The 22,216-nt window shown below is 60.4% G+C and carries 23 protein-coding genes; 13 read left to right on the top strand and 10 right to left on the bottom strand.

Annotated features, from left to right (window positions below; all coding sequences use genetic code 11):
* Positions 1-67: 67 nt before the first annotated feature.
* On the bottom strand, positions 68-523 hold the full coding sequence (gene dut, locus WHX55_RS30230; RefSeq protein WP_007975171.1) for a dUTP diphosphatase: 456 nt from the start codon (positions 521-523) through the stop codon (positions 68-70).
* 5 nt (positions 524-528) lie between these two features.
* Positions 529-1,737, bottom strand: coding sequence for a bifunctional phosphopantothenoylcysteine decarboxylase/phosphopantothenate--cysteine ligase CoaBC (coaBC, locus tag WHX55_RS30225; RefSeq protein WP_150753845.1), 1,209 nt, complete (start codon positions 1,735-1,737; stop codon positions 529-531).
* Positions 1,738-1,873: 136 nt separating this feature from the next.
* Between coaBC and radC the strand changes: the two genes are divergently transcribed.
* Positions 1,874-2,548, top strand: a complete 675-nt coding sequence (radC, locus tag WHX55_RS30220) for a DNA repair protein RadC (protein ID WP_150724892.1) — start codon at positions 1,874-1,876, stop codon at positions 2,546-2,548.
* A gap of 134 nt (positions 2,549-2,682) precedes the next feature.
* On the opposite strand, the gene WHX55_RS30215 is transcribed toward radC, so the two are convergent.
* Positions 2,683-4,269, bottom strand: coding sequence for an ABC transporter substrate-binding protein (locus WHX55_RS30215; RefSeq protein ID WP_150753846.1), 1,587 nt, complete (start codon positions 4,267-4,269; stop codon positions 2,683-2,685).
* A 445-nt stretch (positions 4,270-4,714) separates the two neighbouring features.
* Here WHX55_RS30215 and rpmB point away from each other — a divergent pair, with 445 nt between their 5' ends.
* Together rpmB and rpmG are read left to right on the top strand one after the other, a co-directional pair.
* Positions 4,715-4,948, top strand: a complete 234-nt coding sequence (rpmB, locus tag WHX55_RS30210; protein WP_007975166.1) for a 50S ribosomal protein L28 — start codon at positions 4,715-4,717, stop codon at positions 4,946-4,948.
* Positions 4,949-4,959: 11 nt separating this feature from the next.
* Positions 4,960-5,115, top strand: a complete 156-nt coding sequence (gene rpmG / locus WHX55_RS30205; RefSeq protein ID WP_003177274.1) for a 50S ribosomal protein L33 — start codon at positions 4,960-4,962, stop codon at positions 5,113-5,115.
* A 95-nt stretch (positions 5,116-5,210) separates the two neighbouring features.
* On the opposite strand, the gene WHX55_RS30200 is transcribed toward rpmG, so the two are convergent.
* A complete protein-coding gene (locus WHX55_RS30200) occupies positions 5,211-5,429 on the bottom strand; it encodes a peptidase inhibitor (protein ID WP_150753847.1) in 219 nt (72 codons plus the stop codon).
* A gap of 169 nt (positions 5,430-5,598) precedes the next feature.
* Positions 5,599-5,961, bottom strand: coding sequence for a cupin domain-containing protein (locus WHX55_RS30195; protein WP_150724895.1), 363 nt, complete (start codon positions 5,959-5,961; stop codon positions 5,599-5,601).
* A gap of 234 nt (positions 5,962-6,195) precedes the next feature.
* On the opposite strand from WHX55_RS30195, the gene WHX55_RS30190 reads away from it, so the two are divergent.
* Together WHX55_RS30190 and WHX55_RS30185 are read left to right on the top strand one after the other, a co-directional pair.
* Entirely contained in the window at positions 6,196-7,689 is a 1,494-nt protein-coding gene (locus tag WHX55_RS30190; RefSeq protein WP_150757467.1) for an aldehyde dehydrogenase, read from the top strand.
* Between the two features lie 191 nt (positions 7,690-7,880).
* Complete coding sequence (locus tag WHX55_RS30185; RefSeq protein WP_150757468.1) at positions 7,881-9,023, top strand: MFS transporter; 1,143 nt, start codon at positions 7,881-7,883, stop codon at positions 9,021-9,023.
* Between the two features lie 30 nt (positions 9,024-9,053).
* Here WHX55_RS30185 and WHX55_RS30180 read toward each other — a convergent pair whose 3' ends face one another.
* Complete coding sequence (locus tag WHX55_RS30180; protein WP_150753849.1) at positions 9,054-10,628, bottom strand: phospholipase D family protein; 1,575 nt, start codon at positions 10,626-10,628, stop codon at positions 9,054-9,056.
* Positions 10,629-10,688: 60 nt separating this feature from the next.
* Positions 10,689-12,122, bottom strand: coding sequence for a PLP-dependent aminotransferase family protein (locus tag WHX55_RS30175; RefSeq protein ID WP_150753850.1), 1,434 nt, complete (start codon positions 12,120-12,122; stop codon positions 10,689-10,691).
* A 178-nt stretch (positions 12,123-12,300) separates the two neighbouring features.
* On the opposite strand from WHX55_RS30175, the gene WHX55_RS30170 reads away from it, so the two are divergent.
* Entirely contained in the window at positions 12,301-12,546 is a 246-nt protein-coding gene (locus WHX55_RS30170; RefSeq protein ID WP_150753851.1) for a DUF1127 domain-containing protein, read from the top strand.
* A 143-nt stretch (positions 12,547-12,689) separates the two neighbouring features.
* On the opposite strand, the gene WHX55_RS30165 is transcribed toward WHX55_RS30170, so the two are convergent.
* Positions 12,690-13,997 (bottom strand): FAD-binding oxidoreductase, encoded by a 1,308-nt coding sequence (locus tag WHX55_RS30165; RefSeq protein WP_150724900.1) that lies wholly within the window; start codon positions 13,995-13,997, stop codon positions 12,690-12,692.
* Between the two features lie 147 nt (positions 13,998-14,144).
* Between WHX55_RS30165 and WHX55_RS30160 the strand changes: the two genes are divergently transcribed.
* Positions 14,145-14,498, top strand: coding sequence for a YkgJ family cysteine cluster protein (locus WHX55_RS30160; protein ID WP_150757469.1), 354 nt, complete (start codon positions 14,145-14,147; stop codon positions 14,496-14,498).
* Positions 14,499-14,609: 111 nt separating this feature from the next.
* On the opposite strand, the gene WHX55_RS30155 is transcribed toward WHX55_RS30160, so the two are convergent.
* Complete coding sequence (locus WHX55_RS30155) at positions 14,610-15,098, bottom strand: Lrp/AsnC ligand binding domain-containing protein (protein ID WP_007975155.1); 489 nt, start codon at positions 15,096-15,098, stop codon at positions 14,610-14,612.
* Between the two features lie 157 nt (positions 15,099-15,255).
* Between WHX55_RS30155 and dadA the strand changes: the two genes are divergently transcribed.
* The 6 genes from dadA (at position 15,256) to WHX55_RS30125 (ending at position 21,498) form a co-directional block, all read left to right on the top strand.
* Positions 15,256-16,560, top strand: coding sequence for a D-amino acid dehydrogenase (gene dadA, locus WHX55_RS30150; RefSeq protein WP_150757470.1), 1,305 nt, complete (start codon positions 15,256-15,258; stop codon positions 16,558-16,560).
* A complete protein-coding gene (locus tag WHX55_RS30145) occupies positions 16,532-16,885 on the top strand; it encodes a RidA family protein (RefSeq protein ID WP_150757471.1) in 354 nt (117 codons plus the stop codon). The genes dadA and WHX55_RS30145 overlap by 29 nt, the downstream gene beginning before the upstream one ends.
* A 97-nt stretch (positions 16,886-16,982) precedes the next feature.
* Positions 16,983-18,056, top strand: a complete 1,074-nt coding sequence (alr, locus tag WHX55_RS30140; protein ID WP_150753854.1) for an alanine racemase — start codon at positions 16,983-16,985, stop codon at positions 18,054-18,056.
* 128 nt (positions 18,057-18,184) lie between these two features.
* The gene (locus tag WHX55_RS30135) at positions 18,185-18,733 is read left to right on the top strand and encodes a cupin domain-containing protein (RefSeq protein ID WP_008023455.1); all 549 of its coding nucleotides are present in this window, start codon (positions 18,185-18,187) and stop codon (positions 18,731-18,733) included.
* Between the two features lie 182 nt (positions 18,734-18,915).
* Positions 18,916-19,335: a c-type cytochrome gene (locus WHX55_RS30130; RefSeq protein ID WP_150725225.1), complete on the top strand. Its 420-nt coding sequence runs from the start codon at positions 18,916-18,918 to the stop codon at positions 19,333-19,335.
* A gap of 240 nt (positions 19,336-19,575) precedes the next feature.
* Entirely contained in the window at positions 19,576-21,498 is a 1,923-nt protein-coding gene (locus WHX55_RS30125; protein ID WP_150757472.1) for an acetyl-CoA hydrolase/transferase C-terminal domain-containing protein, read from the top strand.
* A 130-nt stretch (positions 21,499-21,628) separates the two neighbouring features.
* On the opposite strand, the gene WHX55_RS30120 is transcribed toward WHX55_RS30125, so the two are convergent.
* The gene (locus WHX55_RS30120; RefSeq protein WP_046038985.1) at positions 21,629-22,201 is read right to left on the bottom strand and encodes a xanthine phosphoribosyltransferase; all 573 of its coding nucleotides are present in this window, start codon (positions 22,199-22,201) and stop codon (positions 21,629-21,631) included.
* Positions 22,202-22,216 lie beyond the last annotated feature (15 nt).

Genomic DNA, 22,216 nt, shown 5'->3' with positions numbered 1-22,216 from the left:
CTAAACCTTGAAGATGACATTTTGAATTTTGTGGCGAGCTCCCTCGCCACAATGGATCTCTATCGAATCAACGTGTACCGGTATGGCCGAAACCGCCAGTGCCGCGTTCGGTTTCAACAAACTCTTCAACCATCTCGAAGTGAGCCTGCACCACCGGTACCAACACCAGTTGCGCCAGGCGCTCGCCGACCGGCATGGTGAATTCGGTCTGGCCACGGTTCCAGCAGGAGACCATCAATGGGCCCTGGTAGTCGGAGTCGATCAGCCCCACCAGGTTGCCTAGCACGATGCCGTGCTTATGGCCCATCCCCGAGCGCGGCAGAATCAGCGCTGCCAGGTTCGGGTCACCGATATAGACCGACAGGCCGGTGGGAATCAGCACGGTTTCACCCGGCTTGATCACGGTGTCCTGTTCCAGCATGGCGCGCAGGTCGAGGCCGGCGGAGCCTGGTGTGGCGTATTGCGGCAGCGGGAATTCGGTACCGATGCGGGGGTCGAGGATCTTGGCTTGCAAAGCGTGCATGTAAATTAAACCTGGTTCAGACGTTCGGCGATAAAAGTGATCAGCTGGCGAGCAATCTTGCTCTTGCTGGTCTGGGCGAAAAGTGTGGCGTGAAGCTCGCGGTCGATGACGCTGCAGGCGTTTTCTTCGCTGTTGAAGCCAATGCTCGGATTGGCGACGTCGTTGGCGACGATCAGATCGAGGTTCTTGTCTTTCAACTTGCGTGCAGCGTAATCGAGCAGGTGTTCGGTCTCGGCGGCGAAACCGACACTGAACGGGCGGTCGGGGCGGGTGGCGATGGTGGCAAGGATGTCTGGGTTGCGCACCATCTGTAGCAACAAGCCGTCGCCGTTCGTAGGATCTTTCTTGAGTTTCTGTGGTGCGACGACTTCCGGACGGTAATCCGCGACCGCTGCCGAGGCGATGAACAGGTCGCAAGGGATCGCCGCTTCGCAGGCAGCGAGCATGTCGCGGGCGCTGACCACGTCGATGCGGGTGACGCGATCCGGGGTCTGCAGGTGCACAGGGCCGGTGATCAGGGTTACGCGGGCACCGGCTTCCACCGCGGCTTCGGCCAGGGCAAAGCCCATTTTTCCGGAACTGTGGTTGGTGATGTAGCGCACCGGGTCGATGTTTTCCTGGGTCGGGCCGGCCGTGATCAGCACGTGTTTGCCAGTCAGTGCCTGACGCTGGAAGCAGTCGGCGGCGCATTGGGCCAGTTCAAGGGCTTCGAGCATGCGCCCCAGGCCGACGTCGCCGCAGGCCTGGCTGCCGGAGGCCGGGCCGAAGACCTTGATGTCGCGGTTTTCGAGGGTTTTCAGGTTGGCCTGGGTCGCCGGGTCGCGCCACATGGCCTGGTTCATGGCCGGCGCAACGGCGACCACTGCGTCGGTGGCCAGCACCAGCGTGGTCAGCAGATCATTGGCAATGCCTTGGGCCAGGCGGGCGATCAGGTCTGCGGTGCCGGGAGCGATCAGCACCAGATCGGCCCATTTGGCCAGTTCGATGTGGCCCATGGCCGCTTCGGCCGCCGGGTCCAGCAGGTCCAGGTGGACCGGGTGCCCGGACAGGGCCTGCATGGTCAGCGGGGTGATGAACTCTGCGCCGCCACGGGTCATGACCACGCGCACTTCGGCGCCCTGATCGATCAGGCGGCGAACCAGGTCGGCGCTTTTGTAGGCAGCGATACCGCCGCCGACGCCCAGAACAATGCGTTTCCGATACAGCCGCTGCATAGGCCTGCCTTTCAATTCGTTGGTGACATACGTGGCGAAACCCCCTCCCCAGGATGAATTCGCCCGCAAAAAAAGATGGGCTACGATATCACAGCGACCGCTACGGAACAGCGGTGCCCACAGACAGGGAGGTGCTATGAGTATTCGCGATTGGCCGGCGGCAGAACGGCCGCGGGAGAGGTTGCTTGAACAGGGCGCGGAAAGCCTTTCGGACGCCGAGTTGCTGGCGATCTTTTTACGTACAGGCGTGGTAGGTAAAAGCGCCGTAGATTTGGCGCGACACCTGTTGAATCAGTTTGGCAGCCTGCGTTTGCTGCTTGAGGCCGATCAGGAAACGTTCAGCAAGCAGTTGGGGCTTGGGCCGGCGAAATTTGCACAGTTGCAGGCTGCGCAAGAAATGAGCAGGCGTCATCTGGCCGAGCGTGCGCGCCAAAAATCGGCACTGGAGAATCCGCACGCGGTTCGCGAGTACCTGAAATCGATGCTGCGCCACGAGCCACACGAGGTGTTTGGTTGCCTGTTTCTCGATTCCAGGCATCAGGTACTGGCGTATGAGACGCTGTTTCGCGGCTCCATCGACAACACCAGCGTTCATCCGCGAGAGGTGGTCAAGCGCGCCTTGGCCAACAACGCAGCGGCATTGATCCTCTGCCACAACCATCCTTCGGGCAATACCGACCCCAGTCAGTCCGACCGGGTGCTGACCAAGCGCCTGCAAAAGGCGCTGGAGTTGATTGACGTGCGGGTGCTCGACCATTTCATCATTGGAGATGGCGATCCGTTGTCGATGGCGGAGTATGGGTGGATGTAGATCTGGTGGGGGAATGCAGAACCCTGTGGGAGCGGGCTTGCCCGCGATGGCGGCGGCACATTCAGCACAAGCGTTGCCAGAAAGTCCGCTATCGCGGGCAAGCCCGCTCCCACAGGTTTTGCGTTTGAAGTGGACTACTTGAAGTTCACCTTCGAGTAATCCTGCCGCCCGAACGGGCTGACTGAGTACCCCTCGACATCCTTGCGTGTCAGCGCGAAGGCCGTCGGGTGGGCAAGCGGTAGCCACAACGCCTGCTGCTGGATCTGCGCCTGGGCCTGTTCGTAGAGCTTGCTGCGCACACCTTGCTCGCCAGTGGTCTTGCCGGCGCTGATCAGCTTGTCCAGGTCCTGATTGCAGTAGCGGGCGAAGTTGGTGCCGGACTTGACCGCGGCGCAGGAAAACTGCGGCGTGAGGAAGTTGTCCGGGTCGCCGTTGTCGCCAGCCCAGCCCATGAACAGCAAGTCGTGCTCACCGGCTTTGGCGCGGCGGATCAGTTCGCCCCATTCGATCACGCGGATTTCAGCCTGAATGCCGATTTCTGCAAGGTCAGACTGAAGCAGTTGAGCGCCGAGGCTTGGGTTGGGGTTAAGCAGGCTGCCGGAAGGGCGGGTCCAGATGGTGGTCTGGAAGCCGTCCTTGAGTCCGGCCTTGGCCATCAAGGCTTTGGCCTTCGCGATGTCGTGAGGGTAGCCCGGCAGGCCTTTCGCGTAGCTCCAGGTGTTGGGCGGATACGGACCGTTGGCCGCCTCGGCAGTGTTTTCGAACACGGCTTTTACATAGTTGGCCTTGTCGAAGGCAAGGTTGATGGCCTGGCGGACTTCAGGCTTGTCCAGTGGCGGATGCTGACTGTTGATGCCGACGAATGCTGTCATGAACGCGTCAGTCTTTTCGACTTTCAGCGTTGGCTCTTTCAGCGCTTCCTGTACGTCCAGAGGCTTGGGCGACAGGGCGATCTGGCATTCGTTACGGCGCAATTTCTGCAGGCGCACATTGGCGTCCGGGGTGATGGCGAAGATCAGCGGGTCTACAGAGGGTTTGCCGCCGAAGTATTCGGGGTTGGCTTTGTAGCGAACCGAGGCGTCCTTCTGGAAACGGGTGAAAACGAACGGTCCCGTGCCGATCGGCTGGCTGTTGAGCTTCTCGGGTGTGCCGGCCTTCATCAGTTTATCGGCGTATTCGGCTGAATAGATCGAGGCGAAACCCATGGTCAGGGTCGCCAGGAAGGTCGAATCCGGGTGGTCGAGGGTGAAGCGCACGGTCTGCGGATCGAGGGCGTCGATCTTCTTGATCAGTGCAGGCAATTGCATCGATTGCGCATGGGGAAAGCCGCTCTGGGCGACTTTGTGCCACGCATTGGCCGGGTCGAGCATGCGGTCGAAGCTGAAAATCACGTCTTCGGCGTTCAGGTCGCGCGTGGGGGTGAAGTACTCGGTGCGATGGAATTTCACCTGCGGGTGCAGCTTGAAGACATAGGTCAGGCCGTCGGGGCTGACTTCCCAGCTGTCGGCGAGGCTGGCGACCACTTTGCCACTGGCCGTGTCAAAGTCCACCAGGCTATTCATCAACACATCGGCCGAGGCGTTGGTGGTGGTCAGTGAGTTGTACTGCACCACGTCGAAGCCTTCAGGGCTGGCCTCGGTGCAGACGCTCAGGGCGGCGGCAAAGGCCTGGGGGCTCAGCAGAAGCGGGGCGAGCAACAGCGGTAGGGCAGCGAGGCGCATGGTCGGCTTCCTTTACAGGTCGAAGGCCCATCTGCAAGTGCAGTCTGGAAAAGGCTTACCCTAGTGGGCTCTTTTGCAAATGACTATCCCCTTTTTCATTTTGAGGGGACTATAGCGCCTGAATTTGCTGTGAGGCGGGCGAGCAAAATCCTGATTTGGCCGGTTGGCCGATTCTCTGCGACGAGCGGTCGCCATCGATGATAGCCTTTGTCCAAGGCGCTCGGAGCCCGGAAAACGGGGTTTTTGTGAATTCGACGCACACTGAATGTTGTTGCTCTCCAGTCTTTCTGGTATAAAGCAGCGCTCTTTTCTAGGGGCCCGGTTCCTTCACTGTAGGTGTAGCCGGTAAGACCTCTAAAGAAACGCGGCGCCTGGCGCCAAATGACTGAGAGATTAAGCGGCCAACCCATGCCGGGTTGGGCATGTGGTTTTAGAGGGCTGAGGCATGTCTAGAGTATGTCAAGTTACCGGTAAGGGTCCGGTAACCGGGAATAACATTTCCCACGCAAACAACAAAACCCGTCGTCGTTTCCTGCCGAACCTGCAGCATCACCGCTTCTGGGTTGAAGAAGAGAAACGTTTTGTGCGTCTGCGCGTATCTGCCAAAGGCATGCGTATCATCGACAAGCGTGGCATCACTGTCGTGCTGGCCGAACTTCGCCGCGATGGCAAGGTTTAAGGGAGCTAATCATGCGTGAATTGATTCGTTTGATTTCGAGCGCCGGTACTGGTCACTTCTACACTACCGACAAGAACAAGCGTACTACCCCGGACAAAATCGAGATCAAGAAATATGATCCGGTTGTTCGCAAGCACGTGATCTACAAAGAAGGCAAAATCAAGTAATTGATTTTTCCCTCTTACGAAAAAGGCCCGTATCGCGAGATACGGGCCTTTTTTGTTGCACGGGAATCAAGTTGTTTTGTCAGTGCCGAAACGAATCAGCCGCAGTTGATGCTGACGATGATTCTGTCGGCATTGGTATGCAGGTTGATGCGTCGCGGGCGCAAGTCCCAGCTCGAAGGGTACTTGGGTCCAGTGGCTCGCACTGGCGCGCCATTGGCCAGGGCGCGAACTTCTTCAAGCAGTTGCGGGGTGCATTTCTGGCCGATGGTGTACTGGGCGATGGCGAGATCGCATTGATCGGGTAAGACTGGCATGTTGCCTCCTTGCATGACTGTTGATTGGGGCGCCTGCGTCGCCGGGTGGCAGCACGTCCTGTGCGTTACCGTCCCGACGATGAAAAAACGTGGCACCTGTCAGCAAGTCTTACCCGGTGTCGCTGCCTTGGGCCAGCGGCAGAATGTCAGCGACTGTTTCGATCTGGGTTCAAGCCTTCTGTTCAAACGCCACGTAGATCTTGCGGCATGGCTCCAGCACTTCCCAAGTGCCCTTGAAGCCGGCCGGGATTACGAAGCGATCGCCAGCGCGCACGGTTTTGCTGTTGCCGTCGTTGTCGCGCAGCACCGAAACGCCCTGAACGATTTCGCAGTATTCATGCTCGGTGAAGTTCACCAGCCACTGGCCGACGGCACCTTCCCACACGCCTGCGTTCAGCTGGCCGCAGGGGCTGTTGTAGTGGTTGTACACTGCTTGTTCCGGGTCGCCCTTGAGGACTTTCGCCGGGTCTGGCCGATAGCGCTCGGGCTGGGTAGTGGCCTGGCTGAAGTCGACGATGTTCTGGATGCTCATTGTTCTAATCCCCCGTCATTGCGGTGCGAGTGGTTGTTAAAGCCAAAGTCTATGTTTATTAAAATGAACATCGCAAGGCCGTTTGCCAGCGTTTTGTCAAATATATTGAAACTTCATATGCGGCTGGTTTAGGGTGGTGGATGCCTTGGGCCGAAAAGCAGGCTGGCCGGGCAGAATTCCTGACAGCGCCCGCGAAGAACGCGGGTGTCGTATCAATAAGAGGAGGACACTCGCATGACCACCCTGACCCGTGCCGACTGGGAACAACGTGCCCGCGACCTGAAAATCGAAGGCCGCGCCTATATCAATGGCGAATACACCGCCGCCGTTTCCGGCGAGACTTTCGAGTGCATCAGCCCGGTCGATGGCCGTCTGCTGGGCAAGATTGCCAGCTGTGACGCCGCCGATGCCCAGCGCGCCGTGGAAAACGCTCGCGCCACATTCAATTCCGGTGTCTGGTCGCGCCTGGCGCCGACCAAGCGCAAATCCACCATGATCCGTTTCGCCGGCCTGCTGAAACAGCACGCCGAAGAGCTGGCCCTGCTTGAAACCCTGGACATGGGTAAGCCGATCAGCGATTCCCTGTACATCGACGTTCCCGGCGCGGCGCAAGCCCTGAGCTGGAGCGGCGAAGCCATCGACAAGATCTACGACGAAGTCGCGGCCACCCCGCACGATCAGCTGGGTCTGGTGACTCGCGAGCCAGTGGGCGTGGTTGGCGCCATCGTGCCGTGGAACTTCCCGCTGATGATGGCGTGCTGGAAACTCGGTCCTGCGCTGTCCACCGGTAACTCGGTGATCCTCAAGCCGTCCGAAAAATCCCCGCTGACCGCCATCCGCATCGCCGAGCTGGCTGTCGAAGCCGGCATCCCGAAAGGCGTGCTGAACGTGCTGCCGGGTTATGGCCACACCGTCGGCAAGGCCTTGGCCCTGCACAACGACGTCGACACCCTGGTGTTTACCGGTTCGACCAAAATCGCCAAGCAACTGCTGATCTACTCCGGCGAGTCGAACATGAAGCGCGTCTGGCTCGAAGCCGGCGGCAAGAGCCCGAACATCGTGTTCGCCGATGCGCCGAACCTGCAAGACGCTGCCGAAGCGGCTGCGGGTGCCATCGCCTTCAACCAGGGCGAAGTCTGCACTGCTGGCTCACGCCTGCTGGTGGAGCGTTCGATCAAGGACAAATTCCTGCCGCTGGTGATCGAAGCACTGAAAACCTGGAAGCCGGGTAACCCGCTGGATCCGGCGACCAATGTTGGCGCGCTGGTCGATACCCAGCAGATGAATACCGTACTGTCCTACATCGAGTCTGGTCATGCCGACGGCGCCAAGCTGGTGGCCGGTGGCAAGCGTACGCTCCAGGAAACTGGCGGCACTTACGTTGAACCGACGATTTTCGATGGCGTGAGCAACGCGATGAAAATCGCCCAGGAAGAAATCTTCGGCCCGGTACTGTCGGTCATCGCATTCGACAGCGCCGAAGAAGCCATCGCGATCGCCAACGACACTCCGTACGGCCTGGCCGCTGCGGTCTGGACTGCGGACATTTCCAAGGCTCACCTCACCGCCCGTGCACTGCGTGCCGGTAGCGTATGGGTCAACCAGTATGACGGTGGCGACATGACCGCTCCGTTCGGTGGCTTCAAGCAGTCCGGCAACGGTCGTGACAAGTCCTTGCACGCGTTCGACAAATACACCGAGCTGAAGGCGACCTGGATCAAGTTGTAAGCCGTTAAGGGAGGTCTGTTGTAGAGCAGGCCTCCCGAACGACACAGACCCCTTGTGGGAGCGGGCTTGCTCGCGAAGGCGGTGTATCAGCCAACGTTGATGTTGGATGTGATGACCTCTTCGCGGGCAAGCCCGCTCCCACATTGTTTTGTGTGTCCTGAAAAAAATATTAATCCACAGGAGCGTGGAACATGCGTTGGGCGACGTATTTCGCCGTTTTGGCATCTGTCCTGAGTGTCGGCCTGGCCCTGGGTGTCAGCATGCCGCTGGTGTCGTTTCGCCTGGAAAGCTGGGGCTACGGCTCGTTTGCCATTGGCGTGATGGCGGCGATGCCGGCCATCGGCGTCCTGTTGGGGGCGAAAATCTCCAGCCATCTGGCGGCGCGATTCGGCACGGCCAATCTGATGCGCCTGTGCTTGTGGGCTGGGGCGGTTTCGATCGGTTTGCTGGCGCTGTTGCCGAGCTATCCGATCTGGTTGGTGCTGCGGCTGATGATCGGGGTGATCCTGACCCTCGTATTCATCATCGGTGAAAGCTGGATCAATCAACTGGTGGTCGAGCAATGGCGCGGGCGGTTGGTGGCACTGTATGGCAGCAGCTACGCCTTGAGTCAGCTGGCAGGGCCGGTGTTGCTGGGTTTCCTCGGTACCGAGCACGACTATGGCTTTTGGGTGGGCGTCGGTTTGCTGATGGCTGCTCCGTTTCTGTTGCTGGGGCGCAGTGGTGCGCCGAGCAGCGAGGCCAGCAGCGTGACCTTGAGTGATCTGCTCGCTTTCTGTCGTGGCCTGCCGGCGATTGCCTGGGCTGTGTCGTTGTTCGCTGCGTTCGAGGCGATGATTCTGACGTTGTTGCCGGTCTATTGCCTGCGCCAGGGCTTCACCACCGAGATCGCCCTGGCGATGGTCAGTACGGTGGTGGTCGGCGATGCGGTGCTGCAATTGCCGATTGGCGCGTTGGCCGATCGCTTGTCGCGGCGCGCGTTGTTCACCGGTTGTGCAGTGGTCCTGCTGATGTCGAGCCTGGCAATCCCGTTGCTGATCGACACGCTGCTGATCTGGTCCTTGTGGGTGCTGTTCGGTGCCAGCGCTGGCGGGTTGTTTACCTTGTCGTTGATTCTGATCGGCGAGCGTTATCGCGACGATGCGCTGGTGCGGGCTAACGCGCACATTGCTCAGCTGTGGGGGATTGGTTGCCTGGTCGGGCCGCTGCTGGCGGGTGCCGGCAGCCAGTGGATCAACGGCCATGCGTTGCCGTTGCTGATGGCGGTGGGGGCCTTGGGCGTGTTGATTGTGGTCTCGCGGCAAGGGGCGTTTGGCACTGCTCAGCCAGCCTGATGAGCATCGGAGAACTGTGGCGGTCGAGTCTTACAACATCTTCTCCAGGCCCACCGTATTGCTCATCCACGCATTGAAGCGCCGCCACCAACTCCCTGGCTCCTTGGCCAGGGTGTGCATTTTTCCGTCGTCTTCGGTGGTCCAGACGATCTGATCGTTTTCCAGCTCCACCTGATAACTCAGGGCCGGAGCCATACCCTGCAGCGCCAGTTCGCGGACCCGTGCAGCCAATTCCGGACTGTCCACCAGCACGCCGACTTCGGTGTTCCACAGCACCGAGCGCGGATCGAAATTGAACGAACCGATAAAGGACTTCTGCTGGTCGAAGATCATCGCCTTGCTGTGCAGGCTGGAGTCAGAGCTGTGATAGGCGTTGCTGGAAAACAGATGCGGCCCGCTACCGCTGCCGCCTTCCTCGCCGGGTTGGCTACGCAATTCGTACAGCTTCACGCCGTGCTCCAGCAGCGCCCTGCGATAGGGTGCGTAGCCACCGTGTACGGCGGGAACGTCCGTGGCTTCCAGTGAATTGGTCAGCAAACTCACGGAAACGCCGGCATCGGCGCGCCCGGTCAGGTACACCAGCCCCGGCTGGCCGGGCACAAAGTAGGCCGAGATCATGATCAGCTCTTTGCTGACGTTATTGAGTTCAGGTGCGAGTTGCGTGGTCAGCAGCAACTGCGGATCGGGTTCGCCCTTGGCCAGTACCTTGCTCGGCGCATCCCACAATGCCTGGTTCCAGGCCCAGATCAGTTCGCGGCGCCAGATGTCCAGGCGAGGGTGGGTGGTGAAGGTCATCAAGTGTTTGTAGAGCGCGTGATTCTGGTTGCGTGTCTCCGCCAGGGACTCTTCCAGTCGGGTGCGGGTGTTTTCCAGGTCCCGGGGGGTGGGTTTGCTCGACAGGAATTCGTCGATCGGCTTGCTCAGGGCGCTGTTCCAGTACTGGTCGAAACTGTGCCCGAGTTGCTCGGCGACCGGGCCGACACCGAGCATGTCGATGTCGGTGAAATTCATGTTGGGCTCGGCATCGTAATACTCGTCCCCCAGATTGCGCCCGCCGACGATGGCCATGCTGTTGTCCGCCAGCCACAACTTGTTATGCATGCGTCGATGCTGTTGCGACAGGTTGAACAGCCGGCCCACGGTGCGCGTCACACCCGTACTGCGGCCAAGATTCAGCGGGTTGAACACGCGGATCTGAATGTTCTGATGCGCGGCGAGGGTCGCGATGACCCGGTCCAGGCCGTCGCTGGTGGTGTCGTCGAGCAAGACCCGCACCCGCACACCCCGGTCGGCGGCCTTGAGCAACTCCGCGATCAACATGCGCGTGCTGATGCCGTCGTGCACGATGTAGTACTGCAAGTCGAGGCTGCTTTGGGCGTTACGGATCAGTTCGGCGCGGGCGGTGAAGGCCTCGGTGCTGTCCGATAGCAGGCGAAAACCCGATTGTCCGTTGTAGGGTGCGGCTTGCGCCTGGACCGAGCGACCGAATGCGGAGTCTGCAGCTGGCAGCGCCTGGCTCGGCACACGCTGAACGTCGAAGCTGGAGCAACCGCCCAGGAACGCGGCGAGTAGCAGAAGAGCAAGCAGGGGCTGTCTGACTCTCACGTAGGATCGTTCCGTTTGGCGGCGCAGATAGGCATATGGACGCCGATTCCCGAAGAAAAGTCAGTCGCTGAGCTGATCGGTTTCCGCCAGCAGTTTGATCGCTGTCACACCCACCTTGCGCACCGCGTCTTCGATCTGCGGTGTTGGCTTGGCAGCGTAGTTCATGCGCAGGCAATTGCGGTACTTGCCGGAGGCGGAAAAAATGCTGCCCACGGCAATCTGTACGCCCTGGTCGTGCAATGCACGATTCAGTTTCAGGGTGTCGAAACCTTCCGGAAGTTCGACCCACAGCATGAAGCTGCCTTGTGGGCGACTCGCGCGAGTGCCGGCCGGGAAATAGCGGGTCACCCAATCAATCATCACGTCGCGATTGCGTTGGTATTGCGTGCGCATTCGTCGCAAATGCGGCTCGAAATGGCCGCCCTTGAGAAACTCGGCGATGGCGATCTGCGGCTGTGGCGCTGTGGATCCGGTGCTGATGTATTTCATGTGCAGCACCCGTTCCAGATAGCGGCCGGGCGCGACCCAGCCGATGCGCAGGCCCGGCGCCAGGGTCTTGGAAAACGAGCTGCACAACAGGACGCGACCGTCCTCGTCGAAGGATTTGATCGTGCGTGGTCGCGGATAGGTATAGGCCAGTTCGCCATACACATCGTCCTCGATGATCGCCACGTCATAGCGCTGGGCAAGCGTCAACAACGCGCGTTTGCGCGACTCCGGCATGATGTAGCCCAACGGGTTGTTGCAGTTGGGGGTCAGCTGTATGAGCTTGATCGGCCACTGCTCCAGGGCCAGTTCCAGCGCTTCGAGACTGATGCCGGTCAGCGGATCGGTGGGGATTTCCAGGGCTTTCATGCCCAGGCCCTTGAGGGTCTGCATCGCGCCGTGAAAGCTCGGCGAGTCCACCGCGACAATGTCGCCGGGCTCGCAGATTGCGCGAATGCTGGTGGACAGCGCTTCGTGGCAACCGGTGGTGACCACCAGTTCGCTGGCGCTCAGCTGGCAGCCGGAATCGAGCATCAGGCGAGCGATCTGTTCGCGCAGTTCGAGGTTGCCGTGGATGTTGTCGTAATACAGCCCGGGCATGTCCTGCCGACGGCTGATTCGCGCCAGGTCACGCAGCAGCGGTTTCATCGTCGGACTGGTGATGTCCGGCATGCCGCGGCCCAGTTGCACCACGTCTTTGCGCGGCACGGCGCGAATCAATTCCAGCACTTGATCCCATTGGGAAATGTCCACTGGCCGTTGGGCCGGGCGGCCGACTGCCGGCAAATCCGGCAGTTCGCGGCTGGCGGGGACGAAGTACCCGGATTTTGGCCGTGGCATGGCCAGCCCGCTGTCCTCCAGCACCCGATAGGCCTGCTGCACCGTGCTCAGGCTGACGCCGTGCTCGACGCTCAGCGCCCGTACCGAAGGCAGCCGGTCACCGGGGCGATAGAAGCCCTGTTCGATACGTGTGCCGAGCAATTCGGCGAGGTTGACGTAAAGGGTCATGGTGCAGCCTCGATAAGGGTGATCGGTTAACCAGTACAGATCGGGCAAAAAATGAGGATTCAGTGGCGGAATCGGCAAAACTGTATGGAGTTAATACAGTTGCTTTGAATCTGTAATGCTTTTGCGCGCCCACGCATCATGGAACCTCTGGCTACCCAAGTAAACAGGAGCATCCAAGATGAACGGTTTGAGCGATGTGCGGCTGACGTTACACAGTCAGGAACTGGCGACCGGGCAGAACAACGGCGCGCGGGAGGCGGGCATGGGCAATGCGTCGTCCGGCCTGAGTCGCTGGGACCAGTTCTGGCGTCGCCTGCACACGCGCAAGGCCTTGCTGGCCCTGACGGCCGATCAGCTCAAGGATATCGGGCTGACGCGGGAGCAGGCGCGGGAGGAGGGACTGAAGCCTTTCTGGCGGATCTGATTTTGGCGGCGTTCTTCAGGGCCTCATCGCGAGCAAGCTCGCTCCCACAAGGACCGGCGGTGAGCACAAATTTTGTGAACACCATCATTCCCTGTGGGAGCGAGCTTGCTCGCGATAGCGTCGGCAAAGACGCAGAGAATCCTTCAGACCAACTCTTTAAGCCGATGCCACAACATCCCCAGCGCCAGCAACGGTGAGCGCAAATGCTTGCCGCCGGGGAAGGTGATGTGCGGCACCTTGGCAAACAGGTCGAAACCACCACTGTGCTGCCCGCTAATCGCTTCGGCCAGCAGCTTGCCGGCGAGGTGCGTGGCATTCACGCCGTGACCGGAATAGGCCTGGGCGTAGTATACGTTCGGCTGGTCCTTGAGTCGCCCGATCTGCGGCAGGCGATTGGCGCCGATGCCGATCATGCCGCCCCATTGGTAATCGATCTTCACTGCGCTCAGCTGCGGGAAAACCTCGAGCATTTTCGGGCGCATGTATGCGGCGATGTCTTTCGGGTCACGGCCCGAGTAATGGCAGGCGCCGCCAAACAGCAGGCGCCGGTCCGCCGAGAGCCGGTAATAGTCCAGCGCCACCCGCTGGTCACAGACCGCCATGTTCTGCGGTAGCAGGGCGTGAGCCAGTTCTTCGCTCAACGGTTCGGTGGCGATGATGTAGCTTCCGGCGGGCAGGACTTTGCCGCTGAGCTCCGGGTTGAGGTTGTTGAGGTAGGCATTGCAACCCAGCACCAGGGTCTTGGCGCGCACCGAGCCCTCGGCGGTATGGACCTTGACCTCGGGGCCATAGTCGATGCGGGTCACGGCCGAGTGCTCGAACAGCTGGACCCCCAGTCGTTGTGCCGCAGCGGCTTCGCCCAAGGCCAGGTTCAGTGGATGCAGGTGCCCCGAACCCATGTCGATCAGGCCACCCACATAGCGCGTGGAGCCGACCACGGTGTGCATCTCGTTGGCTTGCAGCAAACGGGTCTCGTAGCGATAACCGAGGCTGCGCAGTTCTTCGGCATCCTCGGCGAAGCCTTCAAGGTCACGGGGCTTGTTGGCGAGGTCGCAGTAACCCCAGGTCAGGTCGCAGGGGATCTGGAAGCGCTCGACCCGTTGCCGGACGATTTCCACGGCTTCCAGGCCCATGAGTTTCATTTGCCGAACACCTTCGGCACCGATGACGTTGGTGAACTGATCGAGGCCGTGGCCGACGCCACGAATCAGCTGCCCGCCATTGCGACCACTGGCGCCCCAGCCGATTCTATGGGCTTCAAGCAACACCACGCTGAGACCGCGTTCGGCCAGCTCAAGCGCCGTGTTCAACCCCGAAAACCCGCCGCCCACCACACAGACATCGGCCAGCACTTCGCCTTTGAGCGCCGGAAGTTCGGGCTGCGGCAGGCTGCTGGCGGCGTAGTAGGACGCGGTGTGGTTCAGGGCAGGCTGTTGAGCACGGGCATTCATGTGCGTGTTCCTGATTCTTGCGTTTGGAAAACCTGACGGAGCATAAGCCGGACCTTTCCTGGCGGGCAACATTGGTCGGCTGGTGCTGTCTGGATCGGGGCTTTTGCGTCAGAATCGCGCTCTATTCCGCTATTGGTCACCGCTTCAATGAGCTGCAACAGCCAGATAATCCGCACATTGCGACAACAGATTCCCTCGTTCGAGTGCGTGCCCGGCTGCCATGACTGCTGCGGGCCGGTGACCACCTCGCCCGAAGAAATGTCGCGCCTGCCGCGCAAGACCCGCGCCGAGCAGGAGGCCGCCATGGAAGAGCTCAACTGTGTGCATCTGGGGCCGAATGGTTGCACGGTGTATGACGAGCGGCCGCTGATCTGCCGGTTGTTCGGCACCACCAAGACCTTACCGTGCCCCAATGGGCGCGGGCCGATGGAGCTGATTCATCCGCGGGTGGAGAAACAGGTGTTCGAGTACATGGCTTCGAACCGACAGGTGCTGGTTTAAGAAAGACCGAGTCGCCTGCATTCGCGAGCAGGCTCGCTCCCACAAGGACGACGCCGTACCTGTGGGAGCGAGCCTGCTCGCGATGGGGGCTGAACAGACACCGGAAAATCTTCAGTCCGGAATAGGCAAAGTCAGGCTCTCCTTCACCTCTTCCATCACGATATAGCTCTTGGATTCCCGTACATGAGGCAGCTTGAGCAGGATGTCGCCCAGCAACTTGCGGTACGAAGCCATCTCGGAAATCCGCGCTTTCACCAGGTAGTCGAAATCCCCTGACACCAGATGACACTCCAGCACATGGGGCAATTTCAGCACCGCACGTCGGAACTCTTCGAAAGTATCGCCGGATTTGTAGTCCAGGCTGATCTCGACAAAAACCAGCAGACTACCCTTCAGGTGCTGCGGATTGAGCCTGGCGTTGTAGCCCATGATGATCCCTTCGCGCTCCAGACGCCGGACCCGCTCAGTACAGGGCGTGGTCGAGAGCCCGACCTTTTCCCCAAGCTCCGTAAAGGAAATCCGCCCGTCCGCTTGCAGGATCCGCAGGATGTTGCGGTCGATCTTGTCCAGCTCACGTTTGGTCTGAGTGTTGGTACGCATAGGGGATGCGCCTCCGTGAAAAGGGTTTTTGCCGAGAATTGTCGCCAAATATAGGCGCTTATATAGTGAAAAGCACTGGCGAATCTTTTTTACACTGCGCGCATCTAAAGCTCTGAATAACAAACGTCAGCGGTTAGCCGCGATGAGGGATATGAAAATGCGCGTCATGGTCTTGGGTAGCGGCGTCATCGGTACCACCAGTGCTTATTATCTGGCCCGTGCCGGGTTTGAAGTGGTGGTGGTCGACCGGCAGCCAGCTGCCGCCATGGAGACCAGTTTCGCCAACGCCGGGCAGGTTTCGCCGGGTTATGCCTCGCCGTGGGCCGCGCCTGGCGTGCCGCTCAAGGCCATCAAGTGGCTGTTGCAGCGCCACGCGCCCTTGGCGATCAAGGCCACCGCTGACATCGACCAGTACCTGTGGATGGCGCAGATGCTGCGCAACTGCACCGCCAGCCGTTACGCGGTGAACAAGGAGCGCATGGTCCGTCTGTCCGAGTACAGCCGTGACTGCCTCGATGAACTGCGCGCCGAAACCGGCATTGCCTATGAAGGCCGTAGCCTGGGCACCACCCAACTGTTCCGCACCCAGGCTCAACTCGACGGCGCCGCGAAAGACATCGCCGTGCTGAAAGAGTCCGGCGTGCCGTTCGAGCTGCTCGACCGCGACGGCATTGCCCGCGTTGAGCCGGCCCTGGCCAGCGTCACTGACATCCTCGCCGGTGCCCTGCGCCTGCCGAACGACCAGACTGGCGACTGCCAGATGTTCACTACCAAGCTCGCAGAAATGGCCGCGAACCTCGGTGTGCAATTCCGTTTCGGCCAGGACATTCAGCGCCTCGACTTTGCCGGTGACCGCATCAACGGCGTATGGATCGACGGCAAGCTGGAAACCGCCGACCGCTACGTGCTGGCCCTCGGCAGCTACTCGCCGCAACTGCTCAAGCCGCTGGGGATCAAGGCGCCGGTGTACCCGCTCAAGGGCTACTCCCTGACCGTGCCGATCACCAACTCGGCGATGGCTCCGACTTCGACCATTCTCGACGAGACCTACAAGGTCGCGATCACCCGTTTCGACAACCGCATCCGCGTTGGCGGCATGGCTGAAATCGCCGGTTTTGACCTGTCGCTGAACCCGCGTCGCCGGGAAACCCTGGAGATGATCGTCAACGACCTTTATCCTCAGGGCGGCGATCTGGCCCAGGCCAGCTTCTGGACCGGTCTGCGTCCGACCACTCCCGACGGCACGCCGATCGTTGGCGCCACTCCGTTCAAGAACCTGTTCCTGAACACCGGTCACGGCACACTCGGCTGGACCATGGCCTGTGGCTCCGGTCGCTTGCTGGCAGACCTGATGGCGAAGAAAAAGCCGCAGATCAGCGCCGAAGGCCTCGATATTTCCCGTTATGGCAGCAAAACCCAGGAGCCTGCAAAGCATGTCAGTCCAGCGCCAGCTCACCAATGAGCGCATGAGTCAGATCGTCACCCATAACGGCACGGTTTACCTTGCCGGACAGGTCGGCGATGACATGAACGCCGGGATTGAACAGCAGACCCGTGAAACCCTCGCCAACATCGAGCGGTTGCTCGATCTGGCCGGCACCGACAAGCACAATCTGTTGTCGGTGACGATTTACCTGAAAGACATCGACGCGCATTTCGAAGGCATGAACGAAGTGTGGGACCAGTGGCTGCCAAAAGGCGTCGCCCCGGCCCGCGCCACCGTTGAATCGAAATTGTGCGAACCGGAAATCCTGGTCGAGCTGTCGGTTGTCGCCGCTCTGCCATAAGCTTTCAGACAGATCCCTCTCCCGGTGCTGTTGGCGGTTCACGCCGTCAGCCAGCACCGGTTTTTCTTCCCGATAACCCGACCAGAAGTCTGCCGCCATGCGTCCTGCCCGTGCCCTGATCGACCTTCAAGCCCTGCGCAACAACTACCGAGTCGCCCGTGAGCTCACGGGGGCCAAAGCCCTCGCGGTGATCAAGGCCGATGCCTATGGCCATGGCGCGGTGCGTTGCGCCCAGGCGCTGGAAGCCGAGGCGGACGGGTTTGCCGTGGCGTGTATCGAAGAGGCGTTGGAGCTGCGGGCGGCGGGCATTCGTGCGCCGATCCTGCTGCTGGAAGGTTTTTTCGAAGCCGATGAGCTGGCGCTGATCGTCGAGCATGATTTCTGGTGCGTGGTGCATTCACTGTGGCAGCTCGAAGCCATCGAGAAAGCGGCGTTGAGCAAGCCGATCACCGTGTGGCTGAAGCTCGATTCGGGCATGCACCGCGTTGGGCTGCACCCGGCGGATTATCAGGCGGCCTATCAACGGCTGCTAGCCAGCGGCAAAGTCGCGAAAGTGGTGCTGATGAGCCACTTTGCGCGTGCCGATGAACTGCACGAGCAGGCCAGTGCCGATCAGGTGGCGGTATTTGAAGCGGCGCGCAAGGGCTTGTCCGCCGAGGTCAGCCTGCGCAACTCGCCGGCGGTGCTCGGTTGGCCGCAGATTCCGAGCGATTGGGTGCGCCCGGGCATCATGCTCTATGGCGCCACGCCCTTCGAAGAAGCCAACGAAGTGGCATCGCGCCTGCAACCGGTCATGACCCTGGAGTCGAAAGTGATCAGTGTGCGCGAGTTGCCGGCTGGCGAACCCGTCGGTTACGGCGCCAAATTCATCACCCCTAAACCGATGCGCATTGGCGTCGTGGCCATGGGTTACGCCGACGGCTACCCGCGTCTGGCACCGACCGGCACGCCAGTGCTGGTTGCCGGGCAGCGCAGCCAGTTGATCGGCCGGGTGTCGATGGACATGCTCTGTATCGACCTGACCGATGTGCCGCAGGCCGGTCTTGGTTCGACCGTCGAATTGTGGGGCAAAAACATCCTCGCCAGTGATGTGGCCATGGCTGCCGGCACGATTCCTTACCAGATTTTCTGCAACCTGCGCCGAGTGCCACTGCTCTATTCCGGGGCTTAGTGCGCAGGGCTCCAGACCGGAAGTCGCCTCGCTGAGCAGGATTCAGGTCAAGGTGTTGTAAATACTGAACGCTGTCGCCATGATAACGCTCACTATTCCAACAATCCTGAATCCTGGAGGCGCAAGCTTTGGACGTCGGTGAACGACTGCAATCCATCCGTAGGCTCAAAGGCCTTTCCCAGCGTGAGCTCGCCAAACGGGCGGGGGTCACCAACAGCACGATTTCGATGATCGAAAAGAACAGCGTGAGCCCTTCGATCAGTTCGCTGCGCAAGGTGTTGGGCGGGATTCCCATGTCCATGGTCGAGTTCTTTTCCGAAGAAATCCTGCAGGAAAAACCGACCCAGATCGTCTACAAGGCCAACGAGCTGATCGATATTTCCGATGGCGCGGTGACCATGAAACTGGTCGGTCGGGCGCACCCGAGCCGGGCTATCGCATTCCTCAATGAAATCTATCCGCCAGGCGCCGACACCGGTGACGAGATGCTCACCCATGAGGGCGAGGAAACCGGCATCCTGGTCGAAGGAAAACTGGAACTGGTGGTCGGTCTCGAAACTTTTGTCCTCGAAGCCGGCGATAGCTACTACTTTGAAAGTACCAAGCCACACCGTTTCCGTAATCCGTTCGATGTGCCGGCGCGACTAATCAGCGCAGCCACGCCGGCGAATTTCTAAGAAAAGAGGCGTCCTGCCAGCATCGCAGAGGCGCCCGGGCTGTTTTTCCGTTGCGGCCTAAGACCCCTCCGACTTTGGGGTTGTTTCAGTGCGACGGGCTTACCGCTATACTTGCGCCCGCCTGCGAACCGTGGCCGTAGGCGTGACTAGCCACCATTGAGGGTGAACGCGTGAACCTAATTATGAAAATGCTGGCTGCACCAGCAACCGTATTGGCCCTATGGGCTGTCAGTGTCAGCGCTCAGGCTGCGACCAACGACGAAATTGCCAAACGCCTTGAGCCAGTTGGCCAGGTTTGTGTTCAGGGTAAAGAGTGCAAGGGCATGGAAGTGGCCGCTTCGGCCGGCGGCGGTGGCGGTGCCAAGGCGCCTAAAGATGTTATTGCCAAACATTGCAACGCTTGCCACGGCACCGGCCTGCTGGGCGCGCCGAAAATCGGCGACAAAGCGGCCTGGAAAGAACGCGCCGATCACCAGGGCGGCCTCGACGGCATCCTGGCCAAAGCCATTACCGGCGTCAACGCGATGCCGCCTAAAGGCACCTGCGCCGACTGCTCCGACGACGAGCTCAAGGGCGCCATCAAAGAGATGTCCGGTCTGTAACTCAGCCCGCCTCTTTCGCAAAAAAGCCGCTTTCGAGCGGCTTTTTTGTGCCTGTGATTCAGCAGACGCCGTAAACCCCTGTGGGAGCGAGCTTGCTCGCGATGGCGGTGTATCTGGCAACGATGTGTTGATTGATCGTCCGCTATCGCGAGCAAGCTCGCTCCCACAGGACTGGTCATTGCAGCCAAGACCCGGCAAGCTCGGTCCAAGCCCAAGTCATGGAACATGAGGGAGGATCCGATGGTTCAGCTGTGCTCTATCGAACAGGCAGTCGATGACGTCCTGGCACGGTTGCCAGCGCATATCCACATGGGACTGCCTCTGGGGTTGGGCAAACCCAATCACTTCGTCAACGCATTGTATCGGCGAATCGCACAGTCGCCCGAGCGACGGCTGACGATCTACACCGCGTTGTGCCTGGGGCGCCCGCCCTTGGGCGATGGTCTGCAAAAGCGATTTCTCGAACCCTTTATCGAACGGGTCTTCGGCGACTATCCGGAGCTGGAATTTCTCGCCGACCTGCGCCGCGACGTTCTACCGGGCAACATCCACATCCAGCAGTTCTTCATGCAGCCCGGCAGCCTGCTCAACAGTGCCACGGCGCAACAGGATTACGTCAGCAGCAATTACAGCCATGCGGCGCGGGACATCAATGCCGCCGGGTTGAATCTGGTGGCGCAGCTGGTGGCCAGCCACGCCGAGCATCCCGACCGCGTGAGCCTGGGCTGCAACCCGGACATCACCCTCGACCTGCTGCCGATGATCGCCAGGCGCCGCGCCGCCGGAGAAACCATCCTGATGGTCGGCCAGGTGCACAACGATCTGCCTTACATGCCCGGCGATGCGGAAGTCGGTATCGACACCTTTGACCTGCTGATCGATGAGAAGGACAACACCACGCTGTTTTCCACGCCGAACATGCCGGTGGGGTGTCAGGACCATTTCATCGGCCTGCACGCCAGCACCCTGGTGCGTGATGGCGGAACTTTGCAGATCGGCATCGGTTCCATGGGCGATGCGCTGACGGCGGCGCTGCTGGCGCGGCAAGCCGACAACGACGGATACAGGGCTTTGCTGGCAGACGTAAACCTCAGCTACTGGGCGCAACTGATCGAGCGCGAAGGCGGCATCGAACCCTTCGCCAAAGGCCTGTATGGCTGCAGTGAAATGTTCGTCAATGGCTTGCTGGTGCTGGCCGATGCCGGGATCGTGCGGCGCAAGGTTTATCCGGACGTGGCGACCCAACAGCAGGCAAATGCAGGCACCCTCGACGAGGCTGCGCAAACCGATGGCATCTCGGTGCACGGCGGATTCTTTCTCGGCCCGCGCAGCTACTACGAACGCTTGCGCGAATTGCCACAAAACAAGCGGCTCGAATTCAACATGACCCGCATCAGCTACATCAACGAGCTCTACGGACAGGAAGAACTCAAGCGCTTGCAGCGCCTGGATGCGCGATTCATCAACACCGCGTTCACCGTGACCTTGCTCGGTGCCGCAGTGGCTGATCAGCTCGAAGACGGACGTGTGCTCAGCGGCGTAGGCGGGCAATACAACTTCGTGGTGCAGGGGCATGCGCTGGCAGGCGCACGCTCGGTGTTGCTGCTGCGCAGTTGGCGCGAGTCCGGCGGCGATGTCAGCTCGAACATCGTCTGGGAGTATGGTCACTGCACGATTCCCCGACACTTGCGGGACATCGTGGTCACCGAATACGGCATCGCCGATCTTCGCGGCAAAACCGATGCGGCAGTGATCGAGGCCTTGCTCAATATCAGCGACTCGCGTTTTCAGCCGGGATTGATCGAGCAGGCGCAGAAAGTCGGCAAACTGCCCAATGACTTCCGTCTCGATCCGCGCTTTACCGATAACAGTCCGCAGCGTTTGCAGGCGATTCAGGCACGGCATCCACAGCTGTTTCCGGAGTATCCGCTGGGCTGTGATTTCACCGAGGTCGAGCGTGATCTGTTGCGGGCACTGAACTGGCTCAAGAGCAAGTTCAAGCTGAGCGAGGTGCTGGAATTGGGCAGGGCGGCGCTGGATGCGCCGGAGCCTGCGTTGTTCCAGGAGCATCTGCAGCGCATGCAACTGGCCAACCCGGAGGGGATGAAGGAGGACTTGTATCAGCGGTTGCTGCTCACAGGCCTCAAGGCGACTGCGCAGTAACTGGCCACCGAAAACAACTGTGGGAGCGAGCTTGCTCGCGATAGCGGCCTGACAGACAACATTGATGTTGAATGTGATGGCCTCATCGCGAGCAAGCTCGCTCCCACAGGGGATGTGCGTTGTCGCGGCTTTATTCGATAAAGGTCACGACACCATCGGCCAGCGATTTCACGCGGGCCAGCGACTCTACGCGATAACCCTGCGAATCCAGCTCCGCACGCCCACCCTGGAACGACTTCTCGATCACGATACCCAGGCCCGCCACGGTGGCGCCGGCCTGTTTGATGATCGAAATCAGTGCCTGGGACGCCTTACCGTTGGCCAGGAAGTCATCGATGATCAGCACGCGGTCGCTGCTGGTCAGGTGGCGCGGGGAGATGGCCACGGTGCTTTCGGTCTGCTTGGTGAACGAGTAGACGGTCGCCGACAGCAGGTTTTCGGTCAGGGTCAGGGACTGGTGCTTGCGGGCGAAAATCACCGGCACACCCAGGTTCAGACCGGTCATGATCGCCGGGGCGATGCCCGAGGCTTCGATGGTGACGATCTTGGTGATGCCCGAATCCTTGAACAGCGTGGCGAATTCGTCGCCGATCAGCTTCATCAGGGCCGGGTCGATCTGGTGGTTCAGAAAGGCGTCGACTTTCAGGACCTGGTCGGAAAGCACGATGCCTTCTTCGCGAATTTTCTTGTGCAGGGCTTCCATGAAGCTGTCCTCTGT

The sequence above is a fragment of the Pseudomonas fluorescens genome, assembly GCF_040448305.1.
In the GTDB taxonomy this organism is placed as follows: domain Bacteria; phylum Pseudomonadota; class Gammaproteobacteria; order Pseudomonadales; family Pseudomonadaceae; genus Aquipseudomonas; species Aquipseudomonas fluorescens_BH.
This window is presented reverse-complemented; position numbering and strand designations above follow the sequence as displayed.